This window comes from Methylobacterium sp. 275MFSha3.1, assembly GCF_900108435.1.
Classification (GTDB): Bacteria; Pseudomonadota; Alphaproteobacteria; order Rhizobiales; family Beijerinckiaceae; genus Methylobacterium.
The window spans coordinates 182,262-204,260 of record NZ_FNWP01000003.1 but is presented as its reverse complement, the minus strand read 5'-3'; the positions used below and the strand labels follow the sequence as shown (position 1 = coordinate 204,260).

The 21,999-nt window shown below is 71.8% G+C and carries 29 protein-coding genes; 17 read left to right on the top strand and 12 right to left on the bottom strand.

Translation table 11 applies throughout. From position 1 onward, the window contains the following. Window positions 1–16: 16 nt before the first annotated feature. The 8 genes from BLW78_RS03925 to BLW78_RS03895 all read left to right on the top strand — a co-directional run bounded on the left by BLW78_RS03925 (window position 17) and on the right by BLW78_RS03895 (window position 5,349). On the top strand, window positions 17–2,020 hold the full coding sequence (locus BLW78_RS03925) for an acetyl-CoA carboxylase biotin carboxylase subunit (protein ID WP_056528777.1): 2,004 nt from the start codon (window positions 17–19) through the stop codon (window positions 2,018–2,020). 28 nt (window positions 2,021–2,048) lie between these two features. Further along, window positions 2,049–2,279 carry a hypothetical protein gene (locus BLW78_RS03920; protein WP_056528780.1) on the top strand — a complete coding sequence of 77 codons (231 nt, stop codon included), beginning with the start codon at window positions 2,049–2,051 and terminating at the stop codon, window positions 2,277–2,279. Then, on the top strand, window positions 2,276–2,398 hold the full coding sequence (locus BLW78_RS31980) for a hypothetical protein (protein ID WP_280142449.1): 123 nt from the start codon (window positions 2,276–2,278) through the stop codon (window positions 2,396–2,398). Before BLW78_RS03920 ends, BLW78_RS31980 begins: the two co-directional genes overlap by 4 nt. A gap of 17 nt (window positions 2,399–2,415) precedes the next feature. Then, complete coding sequence (locus BLW78_RS03915; RefSeq protein ID WP_091676826.1) at window positions 2,416–2,847, top strand: gamma-glutamylcyclotransferase family protein; 432 nt, start codon at window positions 2,416–2,418, stop codon at window positions 2,845–2,847. A gap of 146 nt (window positions 2,848–2,993) precedes the next feature. After that, window positions 2,994–3,842 (top strand): formate/nitrite transporter family protein, encoded by an 849-nt coding sequence (locus tag BLW78_RS03910; RefSeq protein WP_020092058.1) that lies wholly within the window; start codon window positions 2,994–2,996, stop codon window positions 3,840–3,842. A gap of 55 nt (window positions 3,843–3,897) precedes the next feature. Then, complete coding sequence (locus BLW78_RS03905) at window positions 3,898–4,182, top strand: acylphosphatase (protein ID WP_091676823.1); 285 nt, start codon at window positions 3,898–3,900, stop codon at window positions 4,180–4,182. Between the two features lie 79 nt (window positions 4,183–4,261). Next, window positions 4,262–5,035 carry a DUF599 domain-containing protein gene (locus tag BLW78_RS03900; protein ID WP_091676820.1) on the top strand — a complete coding sequence of 258 codons (774 nt, stop codon included), beginning with the start codon at window positions 4,262–4,264 and terminating at the stop codon, window positions 5,033–5,035. Beyond that, the gene (locus tag BLW78_RS03895; protein WP_042675267.1) at window positions 5,032–5,349 is read left to right on the top strand and encodes a DUF3253 domain-containing protein; all 318 of its coding nucleotides are present in this window, start codon (window positions 5,032–5,034) and stop codon (window positions 5,347–5,349) included. Before BLW78_RS03900 ends, BLW78_RS03895 begins: the two co-directional genes overlap by 4 nt. On the opposite strand, the gene BLW78_RS03890 is transcribed toward BLW78_RS03895, so the two are convergent. From BLW78_RS03890 to epmA, 5 genes are all read right to left on the bottom strand, one after another. Beyond that, complete coding sequence (locus tag BLW78_RS03890) at window positions 5,277–6,113, bottom strand: YdcF family protein (RefSeq protein ID WP_091676818.1); 837 nt, start codon at window positions 6,111–6,113, stop codon at window positions 5,277–5,279. The two genes, BLW78_RS03895 and BLW78_RS03890, sit on opposite strands and share 73 nt — an antisense overlap. Before the next feature lie 5 nt (window positions 6,114–6,118). Beyond that, window positions 6,119–6,769: an RraA family protein gene (locus BLW78_RS03885; protein ID WP_020092063.1), complete on the bottom strand. Its 651-nt coding sequence runs from the start codon at window positions 6,767–6,769 to the stop codon at window positions 6,119–6,121. A 100-nt stretch (window positions 6,770–6,869) separates the two neighbouring features. After that, on the bottom strand, window positions 6,870–7,481 hold the full coding sequence (locus tag BLW78_RS03880; protein WP_091676815.1) for a glutathione S-transferase family protein: 612 nt from the start codon (window positions 7,479–7,481) through the stop codon (window positions 6,870–6,872). Window positions 7,482–7,497: 16 nt separating this feature from the next. Continuing rightward, entirely contained in the window at window positions 7,498–8,541 is a 1,044-nt protein-coding gene (locus BLW78_RS03875) for a lysine-2,3-aminomutase-like protein (RefSeq protein WP_091676813.1), read from the bottom strand. Continuing rightward, window positions 8,538–9,593 (bottom strand): EF-P lysine aminoacylase EpmA, encoded by a 1,056-nt coding sequence (epmA, locus tag BLW78_RS03870; RefSeq protein WP_091676810.1) that lies wholly within the window; start codon window positions 9,591–9,593, stop codon window positions 8,538–8,540. Before epmA ends, BLW78_RS03875 begins: the two co-directional genes overlap by 4 nt. 191 nt (window positions 9,594–9,784) lie before the next feature. On the opposite strand from epmA, the gene efp reads away from it, so the two are divergent. Continuing rightward, window positions 9,785–10,408 (top strand): elongation factor P, encoded by a 624-nt coding sequence (efp, locus tag BLW78_RS03865; protein WP_199778764.1) that lies wholly within the window; start codon window positions 9,785–9,787, stop codon window positions 10,406–10,408. Between the two features lie 45 nt (window positions 10,409–10,453). On the opposite strand, the gene BLW78_RS03860 is transcribed toward efp, so the two are convergent. Further along, window positions 10,454–11,473, bottom strand: coding sequence for a heparan-alpha-glucosaminide N-acetyltransferase (locus BLW78_RS03860; RefSeq protein ID WP_091676808.1), 1,020 nt, complete (start codon window positions 11,471–11,473; stop codon window positions 10,454–10,456). A gap of 353 nt (window positions 11,474–11,826) precedes the next feature. Here BLW78_RS03860 and BLW78_RS03855 point away from each other — a divergent pair, with 353 nt between their 5' ends. The 8 genes from BLW78_RS03855 to BLW78_RS03820 all read left to right on the top strand — a co-directional run bounded on the left by BLW78_RS03855 (window position 11,827) and on the right by BLW78_RS03820 (window position 17,047). After that, window positions 11,827–12,432, top strand: coding sequence for a cold-shock protein (locus BLW78_RS03855; RefSeq protein ID WP_244526763.1), 606 nt, complete (start codon window positions 11,827–11,829; stop codon window positions 12,430–12,432). 210 nt (window positions 12,433–12,642) lie between these two features. Next, a complete protein-coding gene (locus tag BLW78_RS03850; RefSeq protein WP_081636457.1) occupies window positions 12,643–13,077 on the top strand; it encodes a DUF192 domain-containing protein in 435 nt (144 codons plus the stop codon). 121 nt (window positions 13,078–13,198) lie between these two features. Beyond that, window positions 13,199–13,603 carry a hypothetical protein gene (locus BLW78_RS03845; RefSeq protein WP_020092071.1) on the top strand — a complete coding sequence of 135 codons (405 nt, stop codon included), beginning with the start codon at window positions 13,199–13,201 and terminating at the stop codon, window positions 13,601–13,603. An 80-nt stretch (window positions 13,604–13,683) separates the two neighbouring features. Next, entirely contained in the window at window positions 13,684–14,556 is an 873-nt protein-coding gene (locus BLW78_RS03840) for a dienelactone hydrolase family protein (RefSeq protein ID WP_091676803.1), read from the top strand. 190 nt (window positions 14,557–14,746) lie between these two features. Beyond that, the gene (locus BLW78_RS03835; RefSeq protein ID WP_042675510.1) at window positions 14,747–15,202 is read left to right on the top strand and encodes a response regulator; all 456 of its coding nucleotides are present in this window, start codon (window positions 14,747–14,749) and stop codon (window positions 15,200–15,202) included. 78 nt (window positions 15,203–15,280) lie between these two features. Continuing rightward, window positions 15,281–15,481 carry a hypothetical protein gene (locus BLW78_RS03830; protein ID WP_056528808.1) on the top strand — a complete coding sequence of 67 codons (201 nt, stop codon included), beginning with the start codon at window positions 15,281–15,283 and terminating at the stop codon, window positions 15,479–15,481. A 115-nt stretch (window positions 15,482–15,596) separates the two neighbouring features. Next, the gene (locus BLW78_RS03825) at window positions 15,597–16,772 is read left to right on the top strand and encodes an alpha/beta hydrolase (RefSeq protein ID WP_091676800.1); all 1,176 of its coding nucleotides are present in this window, start codon (window positions 15,597–15,599) and stop codon (window positions 16,770–16,772) included. Between the two features lie 74 nt (window positions 16,773–16,846). Beyond that, the gene (locus BLW78_RS03820) at window positions 16,847–17,047 is read left to right on the top strand and encodes a hypothetical protein (protein ID WP_020092076.1); all 201 of its coding nucleotides are present in this window, start codon (window positions 16,847–16,849) and stop codon (window positions 17,045–17,047) included. A 3-nt stretch (window positions 17,048–17,050) separates the two neighbouring features. On the opposite strand, the gene BLW78_RS03815 is transcribed toward BLW78_RS03820, so the two are convergent. The 6 genes from BLW78_RS03815 to BLW78_RS03790 are packed head-to-tail and all read right to left on the bottom strand — an operon-like array spanning window position 17,051 to window position 21,986. Further along, complete coding sequence (locus BLW78_RS03815) at window positions 17,051–18,007, bottom strand: YncE family protein (protein ID WP_020092077.1); 957 nt, start codon at window positions 18,005–18,007, stop codon at window positions 17,051–17,053. After that, on the bottom strand, window positions 18,004–18,537 hold the full coding sequence (locus tag BLW78_RS03810) for an SRPBCC family protein (RefSeq protein WP_020092078.1): 534 nt from the start codon (window positions 18,535–18,537) through the stop codon (window positions 18,004–18,006). Before BLW78_RS03810 ends, BLW78_RS03815 begins: the two co-directional genes overlap by 4 nt. 21 nt (window positions 18,538–18,558) lie before the next feature. Further along, complete coding sequence (locus tag BLW78_RS03805; RefSeq protein ID WP_020092079.1) at window positions 18,559–19,149, bottom strand: DUF447 domain-containing protein; 591 nt, start codon at window positions 19,147–19,149, stop codon at window positions 18,559–18,561. 4 nt (window positions 19,150–19,153) lie between these two features. After that, entirely contained in the window at window positions 19,154–20,716 is a 1,563-nt protein-coding gene (locus BLW78_RS03800; protein ID WP_091676798.1) for a DUF6513 domain-containing protein, read from the bottom strand. Further along, window positions 20,713–21,288, bottom strand: coding sequence for an amino acid kinase family protein (locus BLW78_RS03795; RefSeq protein ID WP_091676796.1), 576 nt, complete (start codon window positions 21,286–21,288; stop codon window positions 20,713–20,715). The genes BLW78_RS03800 and BLW78_RS03795 overlap by 4 nt, the downstream gene beginning before the upstream one ends. Then, window positions 21,285–21,986: a (5-formylfuran-3-yl)methyl phosphate synthase gene (locus BLW78_RS03790; RefSeq protein WP_091676793.1), complete on the bottom strand. Its 702-nt coding sequence runs from the start codon at window positions 21,984–21,986 to the stop codon at window positions 21,285–21,287. The genes BLW78_RS03795 and BLW78_RS03790 overlap by 4 nt, the downstream gene beginning before the upstream one ends. Between the last annotated feature and the right edge of the window lie 13 nt (window positions 21,987–21,999).

The following is a 21,999-nucleotide window of genomic DNA, read 5'->3' as shown; positions in this document are numbered from 1 at the left end:
AAGCAGTGCGCCAGCGATGTTCGACAAGATCCTGATTGCCAACCGGGGTGAGATCGCCTGCCGGGTGATCAAGACGGCCCGGAGGATGGGCATCAAGACCGTAGCGGTCTACTCGGATGCCGATCGCGACGCCGTGCACGTCGCCATGGCCGACGAGGCCGTGCATATCGGGCCCGCTGCCGCCTCCGAATCGTACCTCGTGATCGAGAAGATCGTCGAGGCCTGCAAGAAGACCGGCGCCCAGGCCGTCCATCCGGGATACGGCTTCCTCTCCGAGCGCGAGGCCTTCCCGAAGGCGCTCGAGGCCGCCGGCATCGTGTTCATCGGCCCCAACCCGGGGGCCATCGCCGCCATGGGCGACAAGATCGAGTCGAAGAAGGCGGCCGCCGCCGCCGAGGTCTCGACGGTTCCGGGCTTCCTCGGCGTGATCGAATCACCCGAGCACGCCAGGAAGATCGCCGACGAGATCGGCTACCCGGTGATGATCAAGGCCTCCGCGGGCGGCGGCGGCAAGGGGATGCGCATCGCCTACTCGGGCGAGGAAGTGGCGGAGGGCTTCGCCCGCGCCAAGTCGGAGGCGGCCTCCTCCTTCGGCGACGACCGCGTCTTCATCGAGAAGTTCATCACCGACCCGCGCCACATCGAGATCCAGCTGATCGGCGACAAGCACGGCAACGTCGTCTACCTCGGCGAGCGGGAGTGCTCGATCCAGCGCCGTAACCAGAAAGTGATCGAGGAGGCGCCGTCGCCGCTCCTCGACAAGAAGACCCGCCGCAAGATGGGCGAGCAGGCCGTCGCGCTCGCCAAGGCGGTGAACTACGACTCGGCCGGCACGGTCGAGTTCGTCGCCGGGCAGGACAAGTCCTTCTACTTCCTGGAGATGAACACCCGTCTGCAGGTCGAGCATCCGGTCACCGAGATGATCACCGGCCTCGACCTCGTCGAGCTGATGATCCGCGTCGCGGCCGGCGAGAAGCTGCCGATCACCCAGGACGACGTGAAGCTGAACGGCTGGGCGGTCGAGAGCCGCGTCTACGCCGAGGACCCGACCCGCAACTTCCTGCCCTCGATCGGCCGGCTGACCACCTACCGTCCGCCGGAGGAGGGCCAGCAGGGCACGGCGATCATCCGCAACGATACCGGCGTGGAGGAGGGCGGCGAGATCGCCATCCACTACGACCCGATGATCGCCAAGCTGGTCTCCTGGGCGCCGACCCGGGCCGAGGCGATCGCCGCGCAGGGCGAGGCCCTCGACGCCTTCGCCATCGACGGCATCCGCCACAACATCCCGTTCCTCTCGGCGCTGATGGCCCATCCGCGCTGGCAGGAGGGTCGGCTGTCCACAGGCTTCATCGCCGAGGAATTCCCCGAGGGTTTCACGGCTCCGGAGCCCGCCGGCCCGGTGGCGATCCGCATGATGGCGGCGGCGGCGGCGATCGACCACAAGCTCAACCAGCGCAAGCGCGGCATCTCCGGGCAGATGCGCGCGCCCGGCCTCTTCGCCTTCGAGCGTGAGCGCGTGGTGATCCTGGCGGGTCACTCCTTCCCGGTGACGGTCGAGCCGGAGGGCGAGGACATCCTCGTCACCCGCGACGACGGCACGGCGCTCACGGTGGCGAGCGCCTGGCGCCCGGGCGAGCCGGTCTGGATCGGCACGATCGGCTCGGAGCGCGTGGCGATCCAGGTGCGCAGCCTGCTCAACGGCGTGTTCCTGCAGCACGCCGGCGCGGCCGCCGAGGCCCGGGTCTACACCCGCCGCGAGGCGGAGCTCGCCGCCCTGATGCCGGTGAAGGAGCAGGCCGGCTCGGGCAAGCAGGTGCTCTGCCCGATGCCCGGCCTCGTGAAGCAGATCCTCGTCACCGAGGGCCAGGAGGTGAAGAACGGCGAGCCGATCGCGGTCGTCGAGGCCATGAAGATGGAGAACGTCCTCCGCGCCGAGCGCGACGCGACGGTGGGGAAGATCCACGCCAAGGAGGGCGACAGCCTCGCGGTCGACGCGGTGATCCTGGAATTCGCCTGATCGCGGGGCACGCGTCGCGCTCGCGGCCGTGACTGCGGTTCACAACGAGCAGACCAAGCTGCTGGCGACGGCGCTGAACAACATCGCGGTTGCCTACGTCGTCATCGGCTTCGTCACGCCGATGACGGCCGCGAGCTTCGGTGTGCCGAGTGCACCGGCGCTGCGCGTCGAGAACGCGATCTTCACGCTCGTTCGGCTGGGGACCGGCTGCGCACTACATTACGGCGCGAGGCGTGCCCTCCGGAGCCTGAAGCCGTGAACTACGACTGGATCTTCGTAGCGTTCGGCATTCCGGCGATCACGCTGGCGATCGCCTACGCGGCCGTGCGCGCGAACGAGCGGGCCGCGCGGCGCCTCGATCCTCCCGCGGGCGAGTAGGCTCTCACAGCTCCGGCATGCCCCTCTATTTCGCCTACGGCGCCAACATGGATGCCGCCGCGATGGCGCTGCGCTGCCCGGTTTCGCGGCTGATCGGCGGCGGACATCTGCCGAACCACCGCTTCATCATCATGCGCGAGGGCTACGCGTCCGTCGTGCCCGATCGAAGGCGCACCGTCTGGGGCGTCCTGTGGGAACTCGCTCCCGACGACATCCCGGCCCTCGACCGCTACGAGGGCGTCGCCGGGGGGCTCTACACCAAGGCGGCGCTGCCGGTCCGCACCGGGGAGGGCGTCAAGCGCGCCCTGATCTATCGCGGATGCTCGACCGCGCCCGGCCGTCCGAGGCCCGGATACCTGGAGGCGGTCGTCGCGGCGGCGCGCGCGGCGCAGCTGCCGCCCGCCTATCTTCGGGAACTCGGCACCTGGGCCCGCGGCCTGCCCGCCTGAGCGTCGCGCAGTTGGTACGCGACATGCTTGCCCACGAGCGAGCTGGAGGGCGAGCGGCAGCACCGCGCCCGTCCGGCCATCCGTGATTGCGCGGCGCGCCCGTCGGTCAACGACGATCGGCGTGCGTTCGCGAGGGAGAGTTGTGCATGTCGTATCTGGCGCCCGCCGATTTTGTGAAGAAGGCCGTCGATGCCGGTGAGGCGAAGGTCTTCATGGCTACCAAGGACACGTTCATCCGAGCCTACATGGCCGGCGCGATCCTGGCGCTCGCCGCCGCCTTCGCGGTGAGCGTCAACCAGGCGACCGGCCAGCCGCTGGTCGCGGCGCTGCTGTTCCCGGTCGGCTTCTCGATGCTGTACCTGCTCGGCTACGACCTGTTCACCGGCGTCTGCGTGCTCACGCCGCTCGCCCTCATCGACAAGCGCCCCGGCGTCACCGTGGCCGGCGTCGCCCGCAACTGGGTGCTGGTCTTCTTCGGCAACTTCGCGGGCGCCCTGACCACCGCGGTGATGATGTCGATCGTCTTCACCTTCGGCTTCGCCACCGAGCCGAACGCCGTCGGCAAGCTCATCGCCGGGATCGGCGAGGCGCGCACCCTCGGCTACGAGAAGTACGGCGCGTCGGGGATGCTGACGCTCTTCGTCCGCGCCATGCTGTGCAACTGGATGGTCTCGACCGGCGTCATCGGCGCCATGCTGTCGACCTCGGTGCCCGGCAAGGTCATCGCGATGTGGATGCCGATCACGGTGTTCTTCTTCATGACCTTCGAGCACTCGGTGGTGAACATGTTCCTGTTCCCGTCGGCGATCCTCATGGGCGGCCACCTCACGGTGATGGACTACCTGCTCTGGAACGAGATCCCGACGCTGATCGGGAACATCGTGGGCGGCATCGCCTTCACGGGCCTGATGCTCTACTCCACGCATGTCCGCACCGGCGCGACGCGGACCCCGGCCCTCGGCGCCGGCATGCGTCGCCCGATCGCGGCCGAGTGAGGCGATCCCGGCCCGCGCCGCCGGCGCGGGCCCATCCAGGTGAGACCGCGCCCGCATGAGCGAGACCCGGACGATCTCCGTCATCGTCACCGGTCGCGTCCAGGGCGTGTCCTACCGGGCCTGGACGCAGTCCGAGGCCCGCGCCCGCGGCCTCGCCGGTTCCGTGCGCAACCGCGACGACGGCACGGTCGAGGCGGTCTTCAGCGGCGCGCCGGAGGCCGTGGCGGAGATGGCGGCCCTGTGCCGGTCGGGTCCGCCGGGTGCGCGCGTGACCGACGTGGCCGCGCGGGACGGCGGCGACGTGCCGCGCGGCGGCGAATTCCGGATCCTGCGCGACTGAGATCGCCGCCGCGGGTTCAGCGCGCGCCCGCGGACTGGTATGGCGGACGGCCCCTTCGCGTATCCGCCATCCGGAGACCATGACCGACCTGTCCGCCGGCAGCGCCGCCTTCTCGCATCTCGATCTCGCGGCGCTGCTCTACTTCGTCCTCGCCTGGATCGCCTACGGCCTGTCCGTCGGCCGGCTGCGCGGCAGGATGGTCTCCCTCAGCCAGATCATGAACGGCCACCGGGCAAACTGGGCGCGCCAGGTCATCGGCCGCGACAACCGGGTGGTCGACACGCAGATCAACGCGTCGCTGCAGAACGGCACGGCCTTCTTCGCCTCGACCTCGCTCATCGCGCTGGGTTCCGTCCTGACCCTGTCGCGCTCCGGGGACGACGTCCTGAATATGTTCGCCACGCTGCCCTTCGGGACGGTGGCCAATCGCCTGACCTGGGAGCTGAAGGTCGCCGGCCTCGCGCTGATCTTCGTCTACGCGTTCTTCAAATTCGCCTGGGCCTACAGGCTGTTCAATTACACGGCGATCCTGCTGGGCGCCGTGCCGCACAAGGGGTCCGGCACGAGCGACGTCGAGATGCTGCGGGCGGTGCGGCGGCTCGCGGCCATGAACGTCAGCGCCGGGCGGCACTTCGCCCGCGGTCAGCGCGCGTTCTTCTTCGCGCTGGCCTATCTCGGCTGGTTCATCAGCCCCTACGTGCTGTTCGTCTCGACGACGGCCGTCGTGATCATCATGTGGCGCCGTCAGTTTGCCTCGGAGATCCGCAAGGCGCTCCTCGAAGCCGGGGAGGGGCCTCACGAGGGACCGCTCGAGGCGCCGCTCCTGTCGCCCGCCGAAGAGGCTCGCACATGACCGACCCACGACCCGACGACGCCGCGATCGAGACGGCGATGCTGCGCCTCGTGGCCGAGCGCGGCGCCGAGAAGACCGTCTGCCCCTCGGAGGTGGCCCGCGCCCTCGGCGGCCCGCACCCGGACGGCTGGGGCCCGCTGATGCAGCCGGTCCGCCGGGTCGCGGTGCGGCTCGCCCATGCCGGGCGGATCGCGATCCTGCGGAAGGGGAAGCCCGTCGACCCGGACGATTTCCGCGGGATCTACCGCCTGTCGCTGCCGGCCTCCGGCGCGGCCCCGTCGGGATCCGGGCCCGGCAGCCAGTCCGGCGTGTAGCCGGACAGGCGGTAGGCGACGAGGCCGATCCACTCCTTCACGGCCAGGTCGAACTGGAGCAGCCCGTCCGACGCGAAGCCGTGGAAATGCGCGACGTCGCCCCAGCCGCGCGTCCGGTAATCCACCGGGAAGGCGTCCACCGCGAATCCGGCCTGGCGGAAGCAGCCGACCGCCCGGGGCATGTGCCAGGCCGAGGTCACGAGCAGCCAGCGCTCGCCGGGCTTCGGCTGGACCAGGGCCGCCGAGAAGGCGGCGTTCTCGTGGGTGTTGCGCGAGCGGTTCTCCAGGATCAGGCGCGTCCGCGGCACGCCGATCACGTCCGCCTGCCGGCTCACGATGTCGGCTTCGGCCATGCCGCCCGCGATGAAGCCGCTGCCGCCGGAGAAGACCAGCCGCGCCGCCGGGTAGCGCCGGGCGAGGTCGGCGAGATAGATCGGCCGCTCGCCGGCATCGTTGACGACGATCTGGCGACGCGCCTCCGAGAGGCCCGTCTCGATGCCGCCGCCCAGCACGATGATCCCGGCCGGGGCCGGCCCGTCTTCCGGATAGGCGGGGAAGCGCTGCTCGAGGGGGATCAGGGCCACGTCCGACAGGGGTGCCAGCCCGGCCGCGCCGAGCAGGAGGGTGCCGAGCAGCGCCAGAGCGAGGCCGGCCCTCCGCCACCGCGTCAGCGCCGCGACGGCGATCCCGAGCAGGATCGCGAAGATGCAGAAGTTCGACGGGGTGATCAGGAAGAAGATCACCTTCGAGACGGGGAAGAACACGGTGCTCAGGCCGGCTTCGTCTCGGCCTCGAACCGGGCGAGCGCCGCGGCGTCCGGCGGAAGGAGACTCGCGAGGTCGGCGCCGCGCTCGACCTCGCGCTGGATCCAGAGATCGAGGCGCTGCTGCTCGACGGCCTCCAGGGCGACCCGTTCGGCGAGCGCCGCCGGCACGGCGACGAGGCCGCTCGAGTCGCCGACCAGGATATCGCCGGGATGGATGGCGGCGCCGCCGCAGGCGACGCGCTCCTGCGTGCCGACCAGGGCCAGGGCCCCTGTGGCCGCGGCCGGCCGGCACCAGGCGGGGAGGCCGATCTCCTCGGGCAGGGCCGCGTCGGTGATCAGACCGACGGCGCCGCGCTGGGCGAGGCGTGCCGCCAGGATCGCTCCGAAGGGCAGGGCGAGGGCGGAGGCCGCGGCATCGATCACGACCACAGCGCCTTCGGGGACGGCATCGATGGCCGCGGCGAGATCGCCCGCGGCGTCGTCGCGGGCCGGGATCATCCGCATCGTGTAGGCGGGCCCGACCACGGTTCCGCTCCCCCGCGCCGAGAGCCCGTGCGGCGTGCAGGCCTTCACCCCGGCCCGCGCCAGGGCGCGGGCGAGGCTCGCCGGTGTCACGGCGGAGAGCGCGTCGCGCAGGGTCGGGTCGATCGCCATCGGGGGCTCCGTGAAAGGCCGGTCCCGGTCCGGGCGGCGCGGTCGGGGAAGGTGGATCGCGCGGGCGTGCCGGCAAGGCTCCGGGCGCCCGCGGCGGCCGTCAGGCGATGGGCTCGCCGAGCGCCCGGGCGGCGCCGGGTCGGGCGGCGATCCGGTCGTACCAGCGCCGCAGCGCCGGGCGCTCGATCCGCTCGGCCGGAAGGTTCAGCCAGCGATGCGTCGCGCAGCCGAGGGCGATGTCGGCGATGCCGAAGCTGTCGCCGACCGCGTAGGTCCGGTCCGCGAGATGGCGGTCGAGGATCTCCGCCATGGCCTCGCTCTTCTTCAGCGATGCGGCGATCAGGCCGCGGTCCGGGTCGGCCGCGCGGTAGAGCTGCCAGAAGGCGTCGCGCATGGCCGGCGTGAAGCTCGTGGCCTGCCAGTCGAGCCACTGCTCCGCGTGGGCGCGCGCCCGGGGGTCAGCCGGCAGGGCCAGGGCAGGGCTCACAGCCGCCAGGTAGCGGAGGATCGCGTTGGATTCCCACAGGACGAAGCCGTCCTCCTCCAGGGTCGGGACGAGGCCGTTCGGGTTCATCGCGCGGTAGCCGGGGTCGTCGACGACCCCGTGGGCGCCGCCGGCCTCGACCCGCTCATACGGCAGGCCCGTCTCGTCGAGTCCCCACACCGCCTTCTGCACGTTCACCGAGGTGAGGCGGCCCCAAAGCCTGCGCATAATCGAAGAGTCTCCGTCACGCCTTCGGCGGGTAGGCGTGGTCCTGCCCGCCCGGATCGGTCACGCGCACCCCGTCGGGGGTGTCGTGCAGGTAGCCCGGTCCGATCGGCACCTTGCCGTGGCCGCCGGGAATGTCGAGCACGTAGGTCGGCTGGGCGAGGCCGGAGAGGCGGCCGCGCAGGGCGCGCATCAGCGCCTGCCCCTCGGGCACGTCCGTGCGCAGGTGGGCCGTCCCGGGGGCCAGGTCGCCGTGGTGGAGATAGTACGGTTTGATCCGGTTCTCGACGAGGATGCGCATCAGCGCCTCGAGAGTCGCGGCCTCGTCGTTGACGCCGCGCAGGAGCACCGACTGGCTGACCAGGGGAATGCCGGCATCGACCAGCCGGGCGCAGGCAGCGCTGGCGGCGGGGGTGAATTCCCGCGGATGGTTGGCGTGGACGGCGACGAAGACCGCGCGCCCGAACCGCTTGAGCGCTTCGACGAGGGCGTCGGAGACGAGATCGGGCTTCACCACGGGCACGCGCGTGTGGACCCGCATGACCCGGACATGGGGGATGGCGGCGAGGCGCTCCGCGATGGCGCCGAGGCGGCGCGGCGAGAGCGCGAACGGGTCGCCGCCGGTGAGAACCACCTCCCAGATCCGCGGATCCCGCGCGATGTAGGCGAGGGCGGCGTCGAGCTCGGCGTCGGTGAGGGTCCCGAGCCCGTCGGGTCCGACCATCTCCCGGCGGAAGCAGAAGCGGCAGTAGACCGGGCAGACGTGGAGCGGCTTCAGCAGCACGCGGTCCGGGTAGCGGTGCACGATCCCCGTCACCGGGGCGTGGGCGGCGTCGCCGATCGGGTCGGCGCGCTCCTCCGGCGTCGCCACGGCCTCCGCGGCGCGGGGCACGAACTGGCGGCCGATCGGGTCGTCGGGGTCCTGCGGATCGATCAGCTCGGCCATGTCGGGCGTCACCGAGACCGCGTAGCGCGCGAGGACGGCGCCGAGGGCCTCGGCCTCCGGCCCCGAGATCAGGCCGGCGGTGAGGAGGTCGTCCGCGCTGCGCAGGACCCGGTTCATGGCCGCGTCTCCGCCACGGGAGTCCAGATCACGTCCTCGACCCGGGTAGCCCCGCAAGCCAGCATCGCCAGGCGGTCGAAGCCCAGGGCGACTCCCGACGCCTCCGGCATGACGGCCAGCGCCGCTAGGAACTCGTCGTCGATCGGGTAGCGCTCGCCGTAGACCCGCTGCTTCTCGGCCATCTCGGCCTCGAACCGGCGGCGCTGCTCCGCCGGGTCGGTCAGCTCGCCGAACGCGTTGGCCAGCTCGACGCCGCAGGCGTAGAGCTCGAACCGCTCGGCCACCCGCGGGTCGTGCGGCGCCGGACGGGCGAGGGCGGCCTCGCTGATCGGGTACTCGCACAGGATGGTCGGGCGGCCGAGGCCGAGATGCGGCTCGATCCGCGCGACGAGGACGCGGGAGAACAGGTCGGCCCAGGTATCGTCCGGGGCGACCCGGAGGCCGGAGGCCGCGACGGCGGCGGCCAGAGTCTCGCGGTCCGTCTCGCCGCCCGGTGCGACGCTCGCCAGCAGGTCGATCCCGGCGAAGCGGTCGAAGGCCTCGGCCAGGGTGAGGCGCTCCGGCTCGACGAAAGGGTCCATCTCCCGGTCGCGGAAGGTGAAGCGGCGGGCGCCGGCGATCTCGGCCGCGCCGGCGAGCAGGGCGGCGCAATCCGCCATCAGCGCCGTGTAGGGGTCGCCGGCGCGGTACCACTCGAGCATCGTGAATTCGGGATGGTGCAGCGGCCCGCGCTCGCGGTTGCGGAACACCCGGGCGACGCTGAACAGCCGCGTCTCGCCCGCGGCCAGGAGCTTCTTGCAGGCGAATTCCGGCGAGGTGTGCAGGTAGAGGGGCGTGCGGGCGCCGCTCGCACCGATGGCTTCCGTGGCGAAGGCCGACAGATGCGCCTCGTTGCCGGGCGAGACCTGCAGGCAGGCGGCATCGACCTCGACGAAGTCGCGGTCCGCGAACCACGCGCGGAACGCCGCGAGGACGCGGTTGCGCAGGAGCAGTGCCGGGCGCCGGTCGGCGTGGCGGCCGGCCGACCACCACGGGGAGGCGGGTCCGCTCACGACCGGCTTCCTCGCCGGGGTGGGACCGGCCGGCTCCGACGGAGACGCGTCGCGTTCTGGAGCACTCTCATCCTCGGACCTGACTGGCTCCGGGCCGCGGAGACGCGCCGCGGCCGATGCCGGTTGCCATCGACGGTCCACGCCCGCCCGCTGGCAACCGCGGCGCAGATGCGATAGTGGCGGGGTCCGAGATGCAGCGCCCGCGCTTGGCGCGTGCCGGCCCCCATGTCAATGCAGGACGCAATTCCGTGAAGGTGATCGCCTCAACGCTCCGTAAGGGCAACGTCGTCGAGAAGGACGGCAAGCTCTACGTGATCCTGTTCGCCGAGAACATCCACCCCGGCAAGGGCACCCCGGTGACCCAGCTCGACATGCGCCGGATCACGGACGGCGTGAAGGTGTCCGAGCGCTACCGGACGACCGAGCAGGTCGAGCGCGCCTTCGTGGAGGATCGCGAGCACACCTTCCTCTACAGCGACGGCGAGGGGTTCCATTTCATGAACCCCGAGAACTACGAGCAGATCGCGGTGCCGCAGGACGTGGTCGGCGACGCCGCCCCGTACCTGCAGGAGGGCATGGCGGTGATGCTCTCGGTCCATAACGGCGTCCCGCTGACCATCGAGCTGCCCCAGCGCGTCACGCTCGAGGTCGCCGAGACCGAGCCGGTCCTTAAGGGCCAGACCGCCTCGTCGTCCTACAAGCCCGCGACCCTGTCGAACGGCGTGCGCACCACTGTGCCGCCCCACATCGCCGCCGGCACCCGCGTCGTCGTCATGACGGCCGACGGGTCTTACGTCGAGCGCGCCAAGGACTGATCCGGTCCGCGCCGGCGACCAACCCTGCGAGGTCGGTCGCCGCGTTCAGCGCGCGGATCGCGCGGCGCCCTCCAGGGTGGCGTAGCAGCCCTGCGAGATCGCCTGCGCGCGCAGGCGCTCCGTGCCGCTGAAGGGGCGGCCATCCTCCCGGAACAGGTCCTCGCGGAGCAGCGCCTCCGAGGTGCAGCGGGCTGCGATGCGGCAGAGCGGCGGCTCGCCGCCGGTGCGCGCGCAGATCGTCACGTAATCGGCGCGGAACGCCCGCAGCCCGGCGCGCGGATTGGCGCCGACCACCGTGACGAGCCCGGTCAGCAGCGCCAGCAGCAGCGGCTGGTGGATGAGGTAGATCGCGAGGCTGTGCCGGCCCGCGAAGGTGACGGCGCGGCCGAGCCGCGTGCGCGGCGCCCAGGCTCCCAGCCGCGACCGGGCGAGCCGCGGCAGGGCCAGACGACCCAGGACGATGCCGGCCAGCACAAGCCCGAACCAGGGGAAGAGCGGCACGTAGTCGTTCGTCCGCGGCAACACCGAGCCGAGGCCGAGGAAGAACAGGGCCGGCGCGTCGAGGACGGGCGCGTGCACCACGTGCGGCGCGGCGAGCACGGCCGCGGTCGCGACGGCGGTGACCGGGACCGGCAGGAACAGGAACGGCAGCCCGAGCAGGCTCGAGACGGCGATGCAGTGGAGCACGCCGAAGAACACGAAGGCGTCCGGGAACATGACCCAGGTGCCGAGGGTCACGAGGAGCGCCGCCCCGCCGATCCGCGCGAGCCGCAGCAGCGTCGGTCGAAGCCGGACCCCGCGCCCGTTCATCAGCACGAGGCCGATGCCGACCAGGACCAGGAAGGTGCCGGCGATCGCCTCGGCGGCGTGCCGCCCCGTCGGCGTCAGCGCGTAGTTCTCCGCGGTCAGCCGCAGGTGACCGAGATCCCAGAGCGTGTGGTAGCTCGCCATCGCCAGCAGGGCGGCCGCCCGCGCCGCGTCGATGACCGGCAGGCGGCGCCGCTGCGAGGCGGGAGCGACCGGGGTGGCGGCGACGGGACGGTCGAGGGTGACGTCAACGGACATGATGGTGCACCCAAACCATGTCGGGGCCGCCCTTTCCATCGCGCCGTGCGACGGACGCTCCGACCGAGCCCGAAGCGGGTGTGTCGGCTCTCGGAAACGTGAACGCCGACGCGGCGTGCGCGGGAGTGCCGGGAGGGAGAGCCGGCATCCGGAAAACCCCTCGGCAGCCCCGACGCTTAAACGCCGGTTTCGCCCGAGCCTGCGACCGATCGACTGTTGCGGCCCCGCCTCCTTGCGCCAAGATTGCAACTTGGCGTCACTGTTCTGCCGGCCAAATGGGCTTCCCGGACATCAGGACTTCGTTAATCTTGCCGCGAGAGCGCGCGGCGTGATTCGGTGTAGGTTGCTCGGCCATGTCTGACGAACGCGGATCCGGGCCGGAGAACCCCGAGCGGGGAAATGTCGCCCGAACCGGCGAACTGGATCAGCACGAGGATGAGGCGCTCGACCTCGTCGAGGTGGCCGGCCGCATCAAGTGGTTCGACGTCTCCAAGGGTTTCGGGTTCATCGTGCCCGACGACGGTGCGCCCGACATCCTGCTCCACGTCACGTGCCTGCGGCGCGACGGCTACCAGGCGGCCAGCGAGGGCGCCCGCATCGTCGTCGAGGCCGTCGAGCGGCCCCGCGGCTGGCAGGCCTTCCGGGTCATCTCCCTCGATCAGGCGACGGCGGTGCATCCCTCCGAGCTGCCGATGCCGCGCACGCACGTCACCGTGACGCCGACCAGCGGGCTCGAGACCGCCGTCGTGAAGTGGTTCAACCGCCTGCGCGGGTTCGGATTCCTGACCCGCGGCGACGGGACGCCGGACATCTTCGTGCATATGGAAACGCTGCGGCGCTACGGGATCGCCGAGCTGAAGCCCGGCGAGTCCGTCCTGGTGCGCTACGGCGATGGCTCGAAGGGCGTGATGGCGGCGGAGGTGCGGCTGATCGACGGGACGATGCCCGCGTCCCATTGAGGCCGCGTTTCCCCGGCCCGGCACACCCCGTCCTATCTCCTTGTCGAAACTCGGAAAATCCGGAGTCGGATTTCCCTTCGGCATGTCCTGGTCTATCACCGGGCGACGGGCCTCACGGTCCGCGCGCCATCCCACGAGAGGCATGAGCCTGTGAGACCCCTCCTTCGCACCGCCCGGGTGACCGCCATCGCCTGCCTCGCCCTGACCGCGATCGCCCCGGCGCCCGCCGTCGTGGCGCAGGCGGCCGCCCGGGCCGCCGCGACCAAGTCGGAGCCGCTGACGATCGTCACGAAGGCCGGGCCGAAGCGCTTCGACGTCGAGGTGATGCGCGACGACGCCGCCCGCGCCCGCGGCCTCATGTTCCGCCGGCACATGGCGGCCGACCACGGCATGCTGTTCGACTTCGAGCAGAACCAGCCTGTCACGATGTGGATGAAGAACACCTACCTGCCGCTCGACATGGTGTTCATCCGGCCCGACGGGACGATCAGCCGGATCGCCGCCGACACCGAGCCGCTCTCCACGGCGATCATTCCGTCGGGCGGCCCGGTCGTGGCGGTGCTCGAGCTGAACGCCGGCACCGCGGCGAAGCTCGGGATCGCCCCGGGCGACCGGATCGAGCACGCCATGTTCAAGGCCCGCTGAGGCGCGCCCGCGCGATTCGCGAACGCACCGGGAACAAGCGCCTTGACCACCGCCGATTTCCGCTCCAGTGTTCCGGCAATGTTCCGGTGCGCCGGAAGGCTGGTTCAGGGCGGAGGACCCGATGGGCGACGCGGCTGAGGTCGAACTGTTCGGCAACGACGACTGGTCGGTGCAGGCGGACGGAATCGAGCACCGCCAGACCGGCTACTTCATCGCCCGCTCCGCGCTCGCGACGCGCCGGGCGGAGGGCCTGTGGGACTGGCCGCTGCAGATGGCCGAGAAGCGCTGGTGCCGGCCGAGCCTGTTCCGCGAGGCGTTCCTCGCCGCTCTCGACCGGTTCGGCATCCCGCGGGACGCCGAGCTGATCCGCTCCTTCGCGCTGGGCTACGGCATCCGCGCCGTGATCTCGCCGGCCGCCGAGACCTTCGTGAGCCTGGGCGACATGCTGAAGCCCCGCGAGATCGCCGAGCCGGCGCGCGCCGCCAGCCCGCGGCCCGTCCGGGCCCTGGCGGCCGCCGGCGCCTGAGGGCCCGGCGACGGGGGCCGATTTGACCCGGGCGGCCGCCCGCGGATAGCCCTCAGCCTCGGAACGAGGGAGAGAGCACGATGGCGGATCACGACCGGGCCGGACTCGACGGGTTGATCACGCCGCCCCTGTCGCGACGGGGCTTCGTGATGACGAGCCTGATGAGCGGGCTGACGCTCGCGACCACCCGCGTCGAGGCCCAGGTGATTCACACCGACAGTGCGGGCATCGAGGCCGGCGAGGTGAAGATCCCGGCCGCGGACGGGCCGATGCCGGCCTACCGCGCGGTTCCGGAGGGCGCGGGCCCGTTCCCGATCATCCTGGTGATCGAGGAGATCTTCGGCGTCCACGACTACATCAAGGACATCTGCCGCAGGCTCGCGAAGGCCGGCTACTGCGCCGTGGCCCCCGAGCTCTACGCCCGCCAGGGCGACCTCTCGACCATGTCGGATCCGAAGCAGATCATCCGAGACGTCATCGCGAAGACGCCGGACGCGCAGTGGATCGGCGATCTCGACGCGACGGTGGCCTGGGCGGCCTCGGCGGCGAAAGGCGACCCGAACCGCCTCGGCGTCATGGGATGGTGCCGCGGCGGACGCGCCACGTGGCTCTACGCGGCGCATCGTCGCGACCTGAAGGCGGCCGTCGCCTGGTACGGGCCGGTCGGCGGCGAGCGGACCGACATCCAGCCGCGCACCGCCGGCGACGTGGCGGCCGAGATCCACGCGCCGCTCCTCGCCCTCTACGGCGGGGCCGATACCGGCATCCCCGTGGCGGCGGTCGAGGAGGCGCGCGACCGCGCCAGGGCGGCCGGCAAGAGCGTCGAACTCGTGGTTTACCCGGACGCGCCGCACGGCTTCCACGCGGATTATCGTCCGAGCTACCGCCGCGAGGCAGCGGAGGACGGCTGGAAGCGCGCGCTGGCCTTCCTGAAATCGCACGGCGTCGGCTGAATAGTCGGCCCAGGACGCCCGATCGGGCGCGTTCCGGCGTGGCTGTGTTACCCAAGACACGGCCACAACTTCACAATCGTGCAAGGATCCAAGGAGGATCTGTGCCCGCGCGGGTCTGGCCCTTCGCGGCGCTCGGGCGTTGAACCGATCGAAGCGACCGCCGTTCAGCCCCTGTAGAGTGTCCTGGTCCATGAGCGATTCGGTACAGCCTGGCCAGAAGCCCGTGATCCTCGTCGTGGAGGACCAGCCCGACGAGCGCTTCCTCGCGGCCACGCTGCTGGAGGATACCGGCTTCACGGTGATCGAGGCCGAGACCGCCGATCGCGCCCTGGCGATCCTCAACGATCGCGCGGACGAGGTCAGTGTCGTCTTCTCGGACGTCCGCACGCCCGGACCGATCGGCGGCTTCGAGCTCGCGCGGATCATCGGCGTGACTTGGCCGCGCGTGCGGGTCCTGCTGACCTCGGGCGACGCGGGCGACCAGCCGAGCGACCTGCGCGTCTCGGCGACCTTCATCCCGAAGCCGTGGCGCGCCGAAGACATCCTCGCCTGGGTGGAGCAGGCGGCCGGGCGACCCTCGGCCGGGTCGGGACCGTCCGTTATCGGACCGGGCGGCAAAATAATCCCGTCCGGCTTGGAAACCTGAGGCGGCCGCACAGTTGTACGCCACTCCGGAGCGCGCCGCGCCCGGACTTCCGCAGTACAACCGATCCCCGACGCCGCCATGAAGATTGTCGCAACCAACCACGCCGATTCACTCCGACGCCCCGGTTCGCGGGATTCGGCGGAATCCGCCGTTCTCGACACGGTCCGGGAGGGGCTGCTCAGTGTCTACGGCACGGCGGATCGCGACCTGCCGGCGGAATTGGCGGCGCTGGCGCGGCAGCTCGACCGTCCGGGTCCCACGGGCTGCGGCCCGACCTAGCTTCCGCCGCGGAACCTTGACAGGAGACTGCGCCAGCGGGTCGCCAAGACGAGAGAATCTGCTATTCAGCGCATTCTGACCTGCCGACGCAGTGCGTCTCTCAGTCGAGTCCCGGATGCGTCTCACAGTTCTTCGCGGATCGCTCACCGCCGCCGCGATCATGACCCTGGCCGGTCTCGCGTCCGTTCAGGCGGCGACCCCGCCGGCCCAGCCCGCCGACGGCGCGGGCGGTGTGGGTGACCGCAAGGCGACGGTGACCAAGCGGCTGCTCGGGCGCGGCACGGCCTCGACCTACGCGTTCTACGCCGCGGGCGCGGCCCCCGAGACGGGCCGGCCGGTCGCGATCGTCCTGCACGGGTGGGGCGCGGTCAATCCGCAGAGCTACGGCGGCTGGATCGATCATCTCGCCCGCCAGGGCTGGCTCATCTTGTATCCACGATTTCAGGAGGTGAACCGGACCCGCCCGGCCGACGCCCCGGCCATCGCGGAATCCCTCGTCAAGGCGGCACTCGCCGAGATCGCGACGGACGGCGAGGCGAAGCCCGACCTCGGCCGCGTCGCGATGATCGGCCACCTCGCCGGGGCTCCGCTCGCCATGGATCTGGCTGCCGCGGCCAAGGCCCAGGGCCTGCCGGTGCCGAAGCTGATCTTCGCGGTGATGCCTGGCGGCATCGCCAGCGGGCCGAAATCCCGCGGCATCGCCCTCAACGACCTGTCGGCGATCGATCCCGCGACGCTGATCGTGACCATGGTCGGCGACAAGGACACGCGGGCCGCCGATCTCGCGGCCAAGCGCCTCCTGCGCGAGGCGAGTGCCGTGCCGCTGGAGCGCAAGCTCTTCGTGCGGGCGCTGTCGGACGATCACGGCTTCCCGGCCCTGACGGCGACCCTGGCGGCCCCGGCCGGCGTGGACACGGCCTACGACGGCGGCGCCATCAAGCCGGGCCCTGAGCCGAAGGACGCGCCCAAGGACGCGACGAAGCCGCCGCCGTTCCGCTGGTCCGCCGACATGGCGCTGTCCGGCGAGCAGCAGACCCTGGTCTCGCAGATCAACCTCGCCCGGGTCGACGCGCTCGATTATCTCGGTTTCTGGAAGACCTTCGACCTCGCCGCCGCGGCGGCCTTCGCCGGATCGGACGCGACGGCGCTGAAGAACAATCCGCGCCTCGCCGACATGGAGCGCTGGAGCGACGGCTGGCCGGTGAAGCGGCTCGCCGTCGAGACGCCGCGGCCCACGCCGGCCGCGCAGGCCGGGACGCCGGCGCCGGCACCCGCCGGACGCAAGCGCTGAGGTCGGACGGCCCGGCAGCTTGGCCTTGGCGCGCGGCTTGCTAATCTCTCCCCGTTCGACACGGGAGGGAGATCATGCCCGAGTTCGTCGCCAGCCTGCTCGCCGCCGCGGCCTTCTGCCTGACGTTGCTCGCGCTGAACGCGCTGACACGGCTGCTGATCCAGGCGCATATCGCCCCCTCGGATCTCGGCGAGACCGGCTTCCTGCAGGTCGGCGGTGCGCTCCTGATGGCCCGGGCGGCCTACCGGCGGGCGCCCCAGCGCCGACCGGGCTGACGCTCAGCGCAGGAACGCGCCGAACGAGCGTGGGCCGTTGCCCGTCGGGATGGTCGCCAGCACCTTGAGCGTCTTCGAATCGAGAACGCTCAGCGTGTTGTCGCCCCAGTTGGCGACGTAGAGGCGTCCGTCGGGATCCGCGGCGATCCCTTCAGGGTGGTCGCCGACATCGACGTCGGCGATCGGCTTGAGCGTGGCGAGGTCGAACGCCGTGACGCTGCCGGCATACTGGTCCGTCACGAAGCCGCGCCCGCCAGCGAGGGCGATGACGTAGGGCCGGCGGCCGGTCGGGATGCGGCCGATCTCGCGCCCTGTCTTCAGATCCAGCACCGAGACGTCGTCGCCGGTCACGTTGGCCGTGTAGGCGCGCCCCGCCGCGGCATCGAGCGTGATTCCGAACGGATGCTGCCCCACCGGGATGACCTTGGTCTCCCGCCGGGTCGCGGCGTCCACGACCGAGACCGTGTCGGCCTCGCGGTTGGCGACGTAGAGCGTCGCCCCGTCGGGGCTGACGGCGATCCCCGAGGGCGAAGCGCCGACGGCGATCTCGCCGTCCGGAACCAGGGTGCCGTCGCGCTCGGTCAGCACGAACAGGCGGTGCCCGTACCAGTCGGCCACGTAGACCGCGCCGCCCCGCGGGTCGGAAGCGACGCCGAGCGGGCCGCCGGGCAGCGGCACCTCGGACAGGACCTTGCCGGCGTCGAGGTCGAGGATCGCGAGGCCGTGCCCCTCCGGCCGCGTGACGTAGGCCCGCCGGCGATCGGGCGACAGGGCGATCCCAGCCGGGGCCCCGTCGACGGGGATGCGGCGCACCACCTTCCCGGCGGCCAGGTCGACGATCTCGACCGCGCCGCCGAGCTGGGCGGTGACGATGGCCTCCCGGGCCGGTTCGGCGCGGGAGGCGGTCGCCACGAGGACGAGGCCGGCGACGAGGGTCGCGCGGCCCCGAGCCGGGCTCACGAGCCCTTCTCGACCTTGGCCTTCAGGTTGGCGAGGCTCGCCTTGATCCAGTCGCCGACGCCCTTCTCGGAGGCCTCGTCGTTCAGATCCGGCGGCGGGTCGTTGTTCATGTAGCCGCGATAGAACGCCGCCTTCCACTCGACCTTCGACTTGGCGTTGCCCTCGGGCTCGACCGTGATGGTCGCCGAGTAGTCGTTCGCCGGAAGATCCTTCACGTCGACCTTGTCGATGTAGTAGGAGAACAGCTTGTCCTCCGGCTTGTACTTGTTGCTGGTCTCGGAGATCTGATTCCCGTTCTTGAGCGTCAGCACACGCTTGAACTTGCCGGCCGGGTCGCCGTTGAGCTCCGTCTTGGTGACGTTCTGCATCCAGTCGGAATTCTTCAGGTCGCCGACCACGGCCCAGACCTTGTCGGCGGGGGCGTTGATCTCGATCGACTCGGTGATCTTGCGCCGGGTCGGGCCGTGGGCCTGCGCGGTCGCCGCCACCAGGGCCGCCGTGGCCGCCAGGGCCAGGGTGATTTTCTTCATCTTGTCCTTCTCCTCCCGCCCTCAGCGGTCGTCGCGATCGAGGACGCGCGCCTCGGGGCCGAGGGCCGCCGCGACCTTGTCCTCGATCCAACCCCAGGCCTCGCGCTCGCGCGGTCCCGCGGTCTTGCCAATGGCGATGGCGAGGTAGGCCATCTCCGTCAACACCTTCTCGGGCTCCAGCATGTGGAGCCGGGTCGAAAGAATGGCGGCCTCGAGGACCGCCGCCTGCGCGCGGTTGAAGCCGATGAACGGCGAATGCGCGGCGCTGTGGACCATCCGGCCGCGAAAGCGAGGCCGGGTCTCGTGGGCCTCGACGGAGGCGACCGCGAATTCCGCGTGGCCGAAACTGTCGGCGAGGCGGCGGCCCTCGATCGCCGCGCACGGCAGCGTCGGCCACTCGCGCCGGCCCGTCACCGCGCCGGCGATCACCCGGATGTCGCGCGGGCTCGAGGCCGCGAAGCAGGGATTGGCCTCCAGGTTGACGATCGTCGGCGATGGCCGGAACGGCGCGAGGACGTAGCCCTCATCCTCGCCGATCAGCCCGAACGGGACGAGGTGCAGCTCGCCCGCCGGGGACAGCGTCGTGACGATGGTCTCGAGGATCAGCGGCATGGCCTCACGCCTTGTCGGCGGGGACGAGGCGCCCGCAGACCAGCTTCGACGGCGGGTCCTGGGGGCGCTCGGGGGAGGCCGCGGCGCGCGCCGCGGCCTCCGGGACGGTCTCGGGCGGGCTCGCGCCGGCTTCGGGGCCGGCCAGGCGCGCGTCGCGGGTCCCGGGCGGGGGCGCGTCGGGTCCGGAATGGCGGGTGTGGCCGGCCTTCTTGAAGGCGGTGGCATCCTCGACGTCGGCGTCGGCCGCGCAGCCCCAGTCGAGGGCCTCGTCCTGAACGTAGCGCTTGCCGAGCCGCCACGCCGTCTCGGCCTTGGCGAGTTCGGCGCCGAGATAGAAGGCGTGGGCGCCGTCGCTCGCCACGTCGAGGTCGGGGAAGAAGGCCATCGCGTCGGTGCCGACCCTGTGGATGTCGCGGTTGTAGAGGTGGATCCCGTCCTCGGCGATCACGATCCGGTAATTCGGGTCGCGCACCTCGGCGGCGGCCTGGGCGATCTCGTCGGCGGTCTGCACGAACGGGCGCTTGTCGTGAAGGGCGAGGAGCGCCCGGCCGTAGCCCTTCGGCAGCGCCGAATCGGCCTTGGCCGCGTACATGACCCGCCGGGCGGCGTCGTGCTCCTCGACGGTGCGGCGGGTGTGGTTGGAGACCTGCACGATCAGCACGTTGCGGATCGACAGCTCCGAGCACATCCCGACGAGCAGCGCCGTGACGCCCAGGGAATCGGCCTCGGTCAGCTCGGTGAGGTTGCCGGTGCCCATCATCATGTCGATCTCGGGCCAGCGGGCGCGGGTGTCGCGGTAACGCGCGATCGAGTCGACGAAGCCGTGGTGGATCGGCTCGAGGATCGGGTCGGCCAGGAACGGCCGCCCCGCCTTGAGCATGCGCTCGATCGCCCGATCGAGGGAGGGCAGGTCGTCCGGCCGCATCGGCACGAGGATCGGCACCGCGTCGGTCTCGAAGGCGAGATCGAGGGTCTCCTCGTTCAGGCTCAGCAGGAAGTCGGCGCCGGCGCCGGCGCCCCGGACCAGTTCCTCGCGGGAGAAGGAATCGACGCTGACCCTCAGGCCGGCGCCCTTCAGCGCCCGCACGGAATCCTCGAGGTGCGGGAACGGGGTATCGGGCAGGCCGCCGAGATCGATGACGTCCGCGCCGCGCCCGGCGAGATCGAGCCCCTTGGCGAGGATCTGGTCGACGCTCATCTTCGACGCGTCCACGATCTCCGAGAAGATCCGGAGGTCGTGCCGGGACAGGTCGACCTTGCGGGCGGTCAGGCCGAGCCAGGCCGGCAGGTCGACCACCTCGTCGGGTCCGCGCTCCACCGGGACGCCGAAATGCGCCGCGAGGTGCTCGGGATTGGCCCGGCACCGGCCCGGCAGGACGATCCGCGTGGCGCCCTCGGGCAGCACGACCCGCCGGCGGATGATCTCCTCGGTCATCAGCGCCGCGACCTTCACGCCGGCATCCGCGATGCTCCAGTGGAGGGTCTGCGGGAGCCCCGCCGCGACCTTCTCGAGCCGCGCCCGGGCGAGGCGGCCGGTGACGAAGACGATGTGCTCGGCGGTGCTCACGCGGCGGCCCTCGTCTCGACCGCGACGCGGCGGTGCGGTCCCCAGACCTCGATCGTACCCCCGAAACATGCCGCGAAGCCCGGGAAGGCTGCGTCCACGATCCGGTCCCGCGCCAGCGCGGCGGGGTCGACGCCCGGCGGCGCATCGACGGATTTCACCAGGACGCAGCGCTCCGCCCCGACCCGCGCGGCGAGCCAGAGGGCGAGGCTGTCCGAGGTGACGTCCCAGGTCTCCGGGATGTCCGGGTGGCCGGCTCGGAGAGCGCGCGGGTTCCAGACCCGAATCCGCGCGGGCGCCGTCTCAGCCCAGGGCTCCAGGCTCTGCACGAGCCGCGGCTCGATCCCGCGGAAGATGCCGGCCGCGTCGCTCATGGCGTCGAGCGCCCGGCGATGGGCCTCGGCGTCTCCGAAGCGCTCCCGCGCCTGCGCGGCCCGGACGGCGTCCGCGAAGGCGCCGCCGCCCGGCACCACGATGCAGCGCCCGTGCGTGCCGTCGCCGATCGCCTCCAGCAGGGCGCCGCGGCGATGCGGATCCGCCTCGAGGCTGCCGCCGATCTTGATGACGCTCGTCACGCCGCGTCCTGCCGGCTCGGCCGCAGGGCGCGCAGGGCCTCGGCCACGCGCAGGGGATCGATGCCGTTGCGGCGGTCGAAGTCCCGGCACAGGCCGCCGCGGAAGCCGAGGTAATCCGGCCGGTGCGCGCAGAGGCCGGGGATGTCGATGACCCGCAGCGACCCGGCGAGGCCGCTCATCAGGCCGTTCGCCCGGCAGGCGGAGGTGAAGGCCGAGAGGTCCGAGGGGGCGGCGAGGTCGGGCAGGCGGGCGCCGGTCTTGCCGGCAGTGTCGATCATGGCGCCGGCGAAGCCGGCGGCCGCCAGGGCGGGCACGTGCGGGGCCGCCGGCCCGTCCTCGGCGAACAGCACGGCGATCAGCCGGCCCGGCGCGGCCGCGACGCGATCGGCCAGCATCGCCGCGTCCCGGATCTCGGCAGGACGTAGACCGACCTTCACCCAGTCGACGCCGGTCCGGGCCAGGGCGGCGACGGATCCGGCCGCCGGATCGGCCACCGCGCTCGTCGCGGCACCGCCGGACACGCGGGCGACGATCTCCCGCACGACGTCCTCGTCCAGGGCGCCGAGCGCCCCGCGCTCCGGGTCCTTGGCGTCGATCAGGTCGGCGCCGGCGAGGCGGGCTGCCTCGGCCTCGGCCGGATCGCGAACGCTGACGAGGAGCCGGGGCAGGGGATCTTGCTGGATGGTGGACGCGGGCACGAAACACTCGAAC

Bases quoted from the DNA above. Each gene is read 5' to 3' on its own strand.
- BLW78_RS03925 (WP_056528777.1), top strand. From the start codon at position 17: ATGTTCGACAAGATCCTGATTGCCAACCGGGGTGAGATCGCCTGCCGG.
- BLW78_RS03880 (WP_091676815.1), bottom strand. From the start codon at position 7,481: ATGCGCAGGCTTTGGGGCCGCCTCACCTCGGTGAACGTGCAGAAGGCG.
- BLW78_RS03915 (WP_091676826.1), top strand. From the start codon at position 2,416: ATGCCCCTCTATTTCGCCTACGGCGCCAACATGGATGCCGCCGCGATG.
- efp (WP_199778764.1), top strand. From the start codon at position 9,785: ATGCAGCGCCCGCGCTTGGCGCGTGCCGGCCCCCATGTCAATGCAGGA.
- BLW78_RS03840 (WP_091676803.1), top strand. From the start codon at position 13,684: ATGGCGGATCACGACCGGGCCGGACTCGACGGGTTGATCACGCCGCCC.
- BLW78_RS03905 (WP_091676823.1), top strand. From the start codon at position 3,898: ATGAGCGAGACCCGGACGATCTCCGTCATCGTCACCGGTCGCGTCCAG.
- BLW78_RS03885 (WP_020092063.1), bottom strand. From the start codon at position 6,769: ATGGCGATCGACCCGACCCTGCGCGACGCGCTCTCCGCCGTGACACCG.
- BLW78_RS03830 (WP_056528808.1), top strand. From the start codon at position 15,281: ATGAAGATTGTCGCAACCAACCACGCCGATTCACTCCGACGCCCCGGT.
- BLW78_RS03860 (WP_091676808.1), bottom strand. From the start codon at position 11,473: ATGTCCGTTGACGTCACCCTCGACCGTCCCGTCGCCGCCACCCCGGTC.
- BLW78_RS03875 (WP_091676813.1), bottom strand. From the start codon at position 8,541: ATGAACCGGGTCCTGCGCAGCGCGGACGACCTCCTCACCGCCGGCCTG.
- BLW78_RS03805 (WP_020092079.1), bottom strand. From the start codon at position 19,149: ATGCCGCTGATCCTCGAGACCATCGTCACGACGCTGTCCCCGGCGGGC.
- BLW78_RS03895 (WP_042675267.1), top strand. From the start codon at position 5,032: ATGACCGACCCACGACCCGACGACGCCGCGATCGAGACGGCGATGCTG.
- BLW78_RS03820 (WP_020092076.1), top strand. From the start codon at position 16,847: ATGCCCGAGTTCGTCGCCAGCCTGCTCGCCGCCGCGGCCTTCTGCCTG.
- BLW78_RS03900 (WP_091676820.1), top strand. From the start codon at position 4,262: ATGACCGACCTGTCCGCCGGCAGCGCCGCCTTCTCGCATCTCGATCTC.
- BLW78_RS03845 (WP_020092071.1), top strand. From the start codon at position 13,199: ATGGGCGACGCGGCTGAGGTCGAACTGTTCGGCAACGACGACTGGTCG.
- BLW78_RS03855 (WP_244526763.1), top strand. From the start codon at position 11,827: ATGTCTGACGAACGCGGATCCGGGCCGGAGAACCCCGAGCGGGGAAAT.
- BLW78_RS03910 (WP_020092058.1), top strand. From the start codon at position 2,994: ATGTCGTATCTGGCGCCCGCCGATTTTGTGAAGAAGGCCGTCGATGCC.
- BLW78_RS03835 (WP_042675510.1), top strand. From the start codon at position 14,747: ATGAGCGATTCGGTACAGCCTGGCCAGAAGCCCGTGATCCTCGTCGTG.
- BLW78_RS03810 (WP_020092078.1), bottom strand. From the start codon at position 18,537: ATGAAGAAAATCACCCTGGCCCTGGCGGCCACGGCGGCCCTGGTGGCG.
- BLW78_RS03825 (WP_091676800.1), top strand. From the start codon at position 15,597: ATGCGTCTCACAGTTCTTCGCGGATCGCTCACCGCCGCCGCGATCATG.